Source organism: Streptococcus sp. ELY_125 (genome assembly GCF_058314535.1).
The window spans coordinates 1-8,757 of sequence record NZ_JBZFUM010000036.1; the positions used below are offsets into that span (position 1 = coordinate 1).

An 8,757-nucleotide genomic window follows, 5' to 3' on the forward strand; every position below is an offset into this window, starting at 1 on the left:
TCAGGCGGTTAGAGGTTCGAATCCTCTAGGGTGCATAGCGATAGCATATACGGGAAGTAGCTCAGCTTGGTAGAGCACTTGGTTTGGGACCAAGGGGTCGCAGGTTCGAATCCTGTCTTCCCGATAGAGGGCGTTTTTTTATTTTGCTCAAGTCTTTTGGGGCTTTAGTAGATAAAAGAACAAATCTGAGGATTAAGCAGTGATTCTTTCTCATTGACTTCAGTTGATAAAAGCACCAAAAAGGTTGAGATCTTAGTCTCAACCTTTTTGATATTAACGACTTTTGAGTTCAAGATAACGTTTGTACCAAATATTAATATACGACTCTGAAAATGGCCCTTTTTCATTGTTAATCCAGTCTACAAGAATCTTCACATTTTCTTTGAGGATAAAATCGATATCCCCAGAATAGTGCATCTCTCGTTTATGTGTTTCATATTCATCAACGTCAAGCAATTTTTTTTCATGATTTTCAAATACCTTAACATCTAGGTCATAGTCAATATATTTAAGTGCCTCTTCATCCATAACATAGGGACTGGCTAAGTTACAGTAGTAGGAAACACCACTATCACGAATCATTGCGATGATGTTGAACCAGAATTTTTTATGAAAGTAAACAATAGCTGGTTCTCGAGTAACCCAACGACGGCCATCACTCTCGGTAACAAGGGTATGGTCATTAACACCGATAATAGCATTTTCAGTTGTTTTTAGTACCATAGTATCGCGCCATGTACGGTGCAAACTACCATCATGCTTATAACTCTGAATTGTAATAAAGTCGCCTTCTTTAGGTAATTTCATGGCAAAAACCTTCTACAATTAAGTTTATCTGTTATAGTTTAACATAATTTAGCCGAAAAAGCATTTTTTACGAAGAAGAAGTGCTTGAAAGCTCTTAGAATATATAGTGAATGGCAGTTATAAGTTTATAGATAGTCTCGCAAGGCTGATTCAATATCTGGATAATCATAACCTTTCCGAGCCAATGCTTGAATCAGATGTTGCTTGAGCTTGTAGTCACTATATTTTTTCTGGTACTTTGGGTAAAGCTTGTCTAATTCTCGGTAAATTAACGTCATATCCCTGCTGCTATTCTTTTGAATATTTAGCTCATCTATAACTGCTCTGACAGTGCTAGTGTCGAACCCCTTTTGAAGTAATGATTGCTGTACCTTATCCTTTGTCGCCTTAGTAGGATAACGCCCTTCATACTTACGAAATAGCTTTTGTCCAACACGTTGAGCTAGGTCAAAAAAATCTTTCTCAGCCAAAATAGTTTCGCATACTGCTCTAGTAATCCCTTTTTGTTGAAGTTTTTGACTAAGAATAAAAGGCCCCTTGTCACCTGTATAAAAATTTTGATTGATGAAATTTTCAGCATACTGATAATCATCAATCCAGCGTTCTTCTTTGAGATTATCAAGTACTTTGAGAACGTTTAATTCACTAATATTATGTTGGGCGAGATAATTTTTTACCTCTTTTTGAGTTCGTGGTTTAAAAGAAAGAAAATAGAGGGCAAGATTCTTACCGTAGGAAAATTGGGAGAAAGATTGTATTTTTTTTAACTGCTCGTCACTGATTTCCATCTGTTTTGATAGCATAAAATGTACAATGGTATCTTCGGTGATATAGAGACTTTCTTGATTATCAAGCTCTAAAAGATAGAGATGTTTTTTCTTTTCTATTTTAGTGATTTTCATAGGTTTATTATATCAAAAATGATAAAATGTTAGAGGTGTTGGCCTGCTTTCGGAAGTTGAACGAAGGAAAATTGTTCAATGTACCTTATGGGATTGTGGTAGTGTTATTAGAAAGGATCTGATAATGGTGAGTTTACAGGTTAAGCAGAGAATCCCTTTGAAAATAAAGCGTATGGGTATTAATGGTGAAGGAATTGGCTTTTACCAAAAAACCCTAGTATTTGTACCTGGTGCTTTAAAAGGGGAGGAAGTCTTCTGTCAAGTTACGGCGGTAAAGCGAAATTTTGTTCAAGCAAAATTATTACAGATTAATAAGAAATCTAACTTTCGTGTACAGCCTCAATGTCCTGTTTATGAAAAATGTGGAGGATGTCAAATTATGCATCTTCGCTATGATAAGCAGTTAGATTTCAAAGATGATATCCTAAGGCAGGCTCTGAAAAAATTTAAACCGGCCGGTTATGAAGGATATGAAATCCGTCATACAAAAGGAATGAAAAAACCTGACCATTACCGTGCAAAGTTACAGTTTCAGACACGCTACTTTGGAGGGAGTGTCAAAGCAGGTCTTTTTGTGGCCAATTCTCATCGCTTGGTTCCACTGGATAATTGTTTAGTACAAGATAAATTAACCCAAAAAATTGTAAATAAAGCGGCAGTGTTATTAGGCAAATATCAGATTCCAATTTATGATGGACGAAAAAAAGCGGGTGTACGGACAATCATGGTACGTAAAGCACAAGCTAGTTCCCAAATTCAGCTTATTTTTATCACGAGTTGTTCTTTACGCTTGTCAGCACTAGTAAAAGACTTACATTTGGCCTTTCCTGAGCTTATTTCAGTTGCAGTTAACTATAATTATTCAAAGTCTAGTGATATTTATGGAGATAAGACGGAAATCATATGGGGGAAAAATAGCATTCAGGAAGGGGTATTAGACTATAGTTTTTCTTTATCACCACGTGCTTTTTATCAACTTAATCCTCAGCAGACTCAAGTCCTTTATAATGAAGCTGTTCAAGCCATGGATCTAACACCAGATGATCATCTGATTGATGCCTACTGTGGAGTCGGCAGCATTGGCCTAGCTTTTGCAGGAAGGGTAAAATCTGTTCGTGGGGTAGATATTATCCCTGAAGCTATTGAAGATGCTAAGCAAAATGCTAAGGACATGGGGCTTGGTAATACCTACTATGAAGTAGGTCAGGCAGAAGAAGTTATCCCTAAATGGTATGCCGAAGGGTACCATCCCACTGCCCTCATTGTTGATCCCCCTAGGGTGGGATTAGACAAAGGTTTGTTAGAGACCATTGTTCGATATGCTCCTGAAAAGATGGTATATGTTTCCTGTAATGCCTCAACTTTAGCACGGGATTTGGTGACTTTAACTTCTACCTATGAGGTAGACTATATTCAATCTGTTGATATGTTTCCACATACCGCCAGAACTGAAGCTGTTGTAAAATTAAATAGGAAGTATTAAAAGCATTAAGAAATAAAGCTGTGTAAGAGCTTGTTCAGTCTTCATTTATATTTTTGAATAAGTTCTTAACGAGGTGGTTGACTAACTTTTGTTTAATCGCAAGAGGAAAGCGAGAATTTAACCATCCGGGAGTCGTCTTGAAAAAGCGGAAATATTCAGCCAGCTGTAGAGGCTCGGGTGATCTGAGGATGACTATTTGAGTTGTTAGCCCTAAAACAAAAGATAGGAAATAGATTGGGGGAGGGGCGTTTTAGGTCATGCCCTAGGAACTAGAGAGTGAAGAAAGCTAAAAAATTCTAATTTTGGCTCTCTTCACTCCTATTTTTTAACAAAAAGAAAATTTTTAGAATACAAATATTACAATTAGATTAAAAAAGTTACAAAAATATGTTGACACGATATATCAGCTGTTTTATAATTAAAGAAAAGTAGGAGGATTTTCAAATAATGAAAAAAACATATAAACTTGCTGCTGTTCTTACCCTTAGTTCAATGTTCTTCTTAAGTGCTTGTCATAAGGAGACTTCTCAAAATAAACCTAATCAAAGCTCAGAAAAAACGAGCCAAACAAATAATAATATTAAAAAAAATAATAGTGGTTCTTATACTAATCGGGAATCTAGTAGTACTTCCTCTCCCGCCACGTCTTCACAGAGAGAATCTGGAGAAAATAACAATCAAGAAAACTCTTCATCCAGTATCAATGTCTCAGCAATTGCTAATGGCGACTTTTCTAGTGTAGCAGGAACTTGGCAAAATGCTAATGGAGATACCTTGGTATTTGACAATAATGGTTTGGTATCCGATACTCAGTTTATCCAGTCCCAAGGGGTATCTGGTGAAAAAGCCTTATTTACCATAGGTCAGAAAGATTCAGAAGTGGGCAGTGCTGCCCTATTTATGATCCCAAAAGGAGTTGCTTCTACTGCTGGAGCAACATTTGATCAAGATGTAATAACAGTAGGGCAGGGCGCTTCGTCAGATGAGACTCCCTATTATAAGACTAGTTAGTTCAGTCGTTAAAGTAGTTCGTATCAAAATTGCTATTACAAATACATTTCAAAATTACATTAATATGTTGACAACGTTTTTCGATTTATCTATAATAAGGGCAATTATGAAAATGAGAGGAGTATATAAATGAGAAAAGATTTATCATGGAGTGAAAAACAACGTTTTTCAATTCGAAAGTATTCACTAGGAGCTGCTTCTGTCTTAATTGGGGCTAGTTTGTTAATAGGGAATCAAGTTTTGGCAGATGAACAAGCTGCTCCCAATGATTCGACCCCTGATACTACAGTTCAAACAGTAGCCGTCAATGATGAGGGGCAAAATGTAGTTACTGACACTGAGATTGATAACTTACAAGAAAATAAAACAGCAGAGGATGCTGCAAGTCAGGCAGATATAAAAGAAGGTCTAGTTACTAACGAAGCTGCTTCGGCCACAGTTGATAAAGCGACACAGACTGATGGTAATACGACTCCCCCTGTAGCCGCTAATCAAAATACAGAATCAGCTTCAAGTGCTTCTGATACTAGTGAAGTTACTTTACCCACACTGGAGCGTTATACTTTTGATAAAGAAGTAGAAGTTAAGAGCGAACCCAAGGTAACTGCAAAAACGGATTTCACCTTTAAACAAGGGGAAAGTATTAGCTATGATAAGCGCCTCCAAACTGACGGTTATAATTGGATCAGTTACGTTTCTTATAATGGGAATCGCCGTTATGTTATGCTGGATAAACTGGCAGCACCGGAGCCTCAGCCAAGTGAACCTAAGTTAACGGGGCAAATTAGCTTTGAAAATCAGACAGAACAAGGATTTGATATCCGCATATCTAATGTTTCAGATGATAATGGAGTTCTTGCTGTTAAGGTACCTATTTGGACAGTTAAAAATGATCAAGATGATTTGATTTGGTATGATGGTGTCAAACAAGATGACAGCACTTACAAGGTTGCTGTTAAGTTGGCTGATCATAAAAATGACAAGGGTGATTATCTCGTACATCTTTACTATGTTGAAAATGATGGTAGGATGGTTGGCATTACCGAAGCCAAGTATACAGTTGAAGAAACAACCCCGCAAGTCACTCGTACAGGAACTCTTTCCTTTAGCAACCAGGCTAATGGTGATTTCGATGTAATTATCTCCGATGTTTCAGACAGTGCAGGCCTTAAGGCTGTTAAGGTACCGGTTTGGACAGATGATAATGGTCAAGACGATTTGGTTTGGTATGATGGTGTCCAACAAGGAGATGGCACTTATAAAGTAAGTGTGAAGCGTTCAGATCATAAGGATGAAACAGGTCTTTATCAGATACATCTTTACTATGTTGAAAATGACGGTCAGATGGTTGGAATTACCAATGGACAACATACACCTGAGGTAAAAAAAGAAGAAAATAAACTAACAGGTACTATCACTATTCAAAATCAAACTGCTGATGGTTTTGAAGTCGTTGTTACAAATGTTGCTGATAGCAAAGGAATAAAGGCTGTTAAAGTTCCTGTCTGGACGGAACAATCAGATCAGGATGATGTTGTTTGGTATGATGCTACTAAACAAGATAATGGCGACTATATGGCTGTCGTTAAAACTAGTGAACATAAAGGAGAACACGGCGATTACAACATCCATCTCTACTACGTTGAGGATGATGATAGAATGGTCGGTGTAGCTGCTACCAAGACCACAGTTCCTCAGCCAGAGGAGGAAGCGGATTATGAAAGTACTCTTCCCTCATTGAGGAGTTATACCTTTGTTAAACAAGTAGATGTTAGAAATTCCCCTCAGGTAGCTTCTGATGTTGTCTTTACTTTTGATGCCGGAGAAAGTATTAATTACGATAAAATTTTGAGAAAAGATGGACATAATTGGATTTCTTATGTTAGCTATGGTGGTCAACGGCGTTACATAGTTATTGATTAGTCCTTATAATAAACCTTTCTATAGATAATCATCACTTCAATATCAGAGGTGATGATTTTTTAGAAGTTGGGAATAACTGCTTTCCCATAGGAATCCTAGAAAGTAGGGATTTTGACAGCCTTGTGAATTTGTGATACTATGGGACGAGAAAGTAGAGTAAAGTATGTATCGCGTATTAAGTATTGATGGTGAGGTCATAGTTCTCGCTAATACAGCAGGTCATGTCAAACGAGTGGAACGTTCGTCTTTTAGCTTTGACCCTAGATTGGGAGATAGGGTTGACCTTTACTATGACGAAAACGATGATGTTATCGCGACAAGGGCCAAGTTGACAGATAAAGGATCGGGTTCTCGAGCAATTAGATCAACGCTCCTGCAAGGAATTTTCGACCTCTTCACAGAAGTTTTAACAATCCATAATGACCAAGTTGGGAATATCCAGAAGATTTTATCCCAACTCTTTATAGCCTTCTTCATGGTTTGGGCTTTGGTTGGTGTCGTCGTAGTTGAGCTGGTTATCTTAATAGAATCACTCGTAATTTGGGCTTACCAGTTTATTGTGATTGCTATCAAGTATTTGCATGATATTATTTCCAAAAAATTAAAAGAGCGAGCTAAAAAACAAGCTCAGCGACAGACTTATATGGCTTATAGTGATTCCGTTTATAACCAAGAGTATGGGGATACTATCAACTCGGAAGCTTATGCTGACTATGAATATGAAGATGATTCTTATATTATTGACTTAGACTCCTTAGAATTGTCGCCCGATGAGCGTGACAAAGAGGACACGGATTACTCCAATTAGAAGGCAAGGCAGTCGGTAAAGGAAAAACTGTTTCACTGTCATTAAGTTAAAATCTCTAAGATTCGTCTTGAATCCTGATGTAGTGAGTGATAAAAAATTCAAGGAGGTTGAGACAAAAGTTCTCAGCCTTATTTATTTGGTCAATTTTATTTGCTAGGCGCAGTGGTTGGGAGAAAAACTGGTTGACTCTGCCAAGAAGTCTTTCCTCTGCACAGTTCATTAGATGCTTTAGCACCAATGAACCACTGCTGGTTGGATATCCTTATCTTGGGGCGTTTCCCTATCTTTAGGTGCCCCCTTAAACAGTCCACTGGACTATTTAACTACCACACAAATGATAGCTCCAACAGTTTGGGGAACTGTTGGAGGAGATCCAATTCTATGAATGTTAGCTCATGTTAATCCCTTTTTAATTGAGAAATAAAGCTTGTAAAGCAAGTGTCAAAATGCTCCGATGGAGTTTGGCAGTCTGGGGATAGACTGCCAAAGCCTGACAAAGCCTGCCAGTTAAAAACAGAATAGTGGCAGAGGCCTGAGCCTTAAAATAAGAAAGCGAGGACAATCAAATTCTTTAAATTATTGACTTCTTTCCCCCACACTTTTTTAGCAGAAATAGGGCTTGACTATAAGCCAATTGATTTCTAAATAGTGTAGAAATCATGATTGAACCTTTCTTTATAGGTGAAATTTTGCTAAAATGATAAAGAAATAAACATTAATAGAGGTAAGATATGTCACAATTTTTAGTTTTTGGTCACCAAAATCCTGATACCGATGCTATTGCATCATCCTACGGCTGGGCTTATTTGGAGCGTACAGCTTTTGGACGTGATGCGGAAAGTGTAGCTCTTGGGACGCCAAATGAAGAAACTGCTTTTGTTCTCGATTATTTTAGTGTTGAAGCGCCACGTGTTGTTGAATCTGCTAAGGAAGAAGGCGTTAGCCAAGTTATCTTAACAGACCACAACGAATTCCAGCAATCTATTTCAGATATTCACGAAGTAGAAATCGCAGCTGTTATCGACCACCACCGTGTGGCCAACTTTGAAACGGCCAACCCGCTTTACATGCGTGTGGAACCAGTTGGATCAGCTTCTTCAATTGTTTATCGTGCTTTTAAGGAAAACAATGTTGAAGTGCCAAAAGAAGTAGCCGGTCTTCTCCTATCAGGTCTTATCTCTGATACCCTTTTGCTTAAATCACCAACCACTCATGAAACAGATCCCCAAGTAGCTAAAGAGCTAGCCGAACTTGCCGGTGTTAATCTAGAAGAATATGGCTTGGCTATGCTGAAAGCAGGGACTAACCTTTCAAGCAAGTCAGCTGAAGAACTGATTGATATTGATGCTAAGAGTTTTGAGCTCAATGGTAACAATGTGCGCGTGGCTCAGGTCAATACGGTTGATATTAATGAAGTTTTGGATCGTCAATCTGAAATTGAAGAAGCTATCAGGGCCTCGCAAGAAGCTAATGGCTATTCAGATTTTGTTTTGATGATTACAGATATTCTCAATTCAAACTCAGAAATCCTAGCCTTGGGTAGCCATATGGATAAGGTTGAAGCAGCCTTCAATTTCAAATTGGAAAACAATCATGCCTTCCTTGAAGGGGCTGTATCACGTAAGAAACAAGTGGTTCCGCAGTTGACAGAAAGTTTTAACGGATAATAACCATTAAAGCCAAGGACTTTTGTCCTTGGCTTCAGACCGAAGACAAACTTCTTTTTGGGAGTTTGTCTTTTTTTAAAAATTCTCTAGAAAAATATGGCCTGAGGTGACAATAACTAAGGTATTTACTTGAATTTGGTCAAAATAAAAAGGCCT

The 8,757-nt window shown here is 37.9% G+C and carries 7 protein-coding genes and 1 tRNA gene; 6 read left to right on the forward strand and 2 right to left on the reverse strand.

The genetic code is table 11. The annotated features are described in order from the left end of the window. Positions 1-50: 50 nt before the first annotated feature. A tRNA-Pro gene (locus tag AC4HAL_RS10680) sits at positions 51-124 on the forward strand. 149 nt (positions 125-273) lie between these two features. On the opposite strand, the gene ntdP is transcribed toward AC4HAL_RS10680, so the two are convergent. Beyond that, positions 274-807 (reverse strand): nucleoside tri-diphosphate phosphatase, encoded by a 534-nt coding sequence (gene ntdP / locus AC4HAL_RS10685; protein ID WP_447451705.1) that lies wholly within the window; start codon positions 805-807, stop codon positions 274-276. A gap of 125 nt (positions 808-932) precedes the next feature. Then, the gene (gene recX / locus AC4HAL_RS10690; protein WP_491094146.1) at positions 933-1,709 is read right to left on the reverse strand and encodes a recombination regulator RecX; all 777 of its coding nucleotides are present in this window, start codon (positions 1,707-1,709) and stop codon (positions 933-935) included. A gap of 127 nt (positions 1,710-1,836) precedes the next feature. Between recX and rlmD the strand changes: the two genes are divergently transcribed. The 5 genes from rlmD (at position 1,837) to AC4HAL_RS10715 (ending at position 8,601) form a co-directional block, all read left to right on the forward strand. Beyond that, positions 1,837-3,192 (forward strand): 23S rRNA (uracil(1939)-C(5))-methyltransferase RlmD, encoded by a 1,356-nt coding sequence (gene rlmD, locus AC4HAL_RS10695; RefSeq protein WP_491094151.1) that lies wholly within the window; start codon positions 1,837-1,839, stop codon positions 3,190-3,192. Between the two features lie 447 nt (positions 3,193-3,639). Next, on the forward strand, positions 3,640-4,203 hold the full coding sequence (locus AC4HAL_RS10700) for a DUF6287 domain-containing protein (protein ID WP_491094147.1): 564 nt from the start codon (positions 3,640-3,642) through the stop codon (positions 4,201-4,203). A 129-nt stretch (positions 4,204-4,332) separates the two neighbouring features. Further along, positions 4,333-6,126 carry a GBS Bsp-like repeat-containing protein gene (locus AC4HAL_RS10705; RefSeq protein ID WP_491094148.1) on the forward strand — a complete coding sequence of 598 codons (1,794 nt, stop codon included), beginning with the start codon at positions 4,333-4,335 and terminating at the stop codon, positions 6,124-6,126. Positions 6,127-6,289: 163 nt separating this feature from the next. Beyond that, positions 6,290-6,934: a hypothetical protein gene (locus tag AC4HAL_RS10710; RefSeq protein WP_491094149.1), complete on the forward strand. Its 645-nt coding sequence runs from the start codon at positions 6,290-6,292 to the stop codon at positions 6,932-6,934. Between the two features lie 731 nt (positions 6,935-7,665). Beyond that, entirely contained in the window at positions 7,666-8,601 is a 936-nt protein-coding gene (locus AC4HAL_RS10715) for a manganese-dependent inorganic pyrophosphatase (protein ID WP_491094150.1), read from the forward strand. Positions 8,602-8,757 lie beyond the last annotated feature (156 nt).

Bases quoted from the DNA above. Each gene is read 5' to 3' on its own strand.
- AC4HAL_RS10705 (WP_491094148.1), top strand. From the start codon at position 4,333: ATGAGAAAAGATTTATCATGGAGTGAAAAACAACGTTTTTCAATTCGA.
- recX (WP_491094146.1), bottom strand. From the start codon at position 1,709: ATGAAAATCACTAAAATAGAAAAGAAAAAACATCTCTATCTTTTAGAG.
- AC4HAL_RS10700 (WP_491094147.1), top strand. From the start codon at position 3,640: ATGAAAAAAACATATAAACTTGCTGCTGTTCTTACCCTTAGTTCAATG.
- AC4HAL_RS10715 (WP_491094150.1), top strand. From the start codon at position 7,666: ATGTCACAATTTTTAGTTTTTGGTCACCAAAATCCTGATACCGATGCT.
- AC4HAL_RS10710 (WP_491094149.1), top strand. From the start codon at position 6,290: ATGTATCGCGTATTAAGTATTGATGGTGAGGTCATAGTTCTCGCTAAT.
- ntdP (WP_447451705.1), bottom strand. From the start codon at position 807: ATGAAATTACCTAAAGAAGGCGACTTTATTACAATTCAGAGTTATAAG.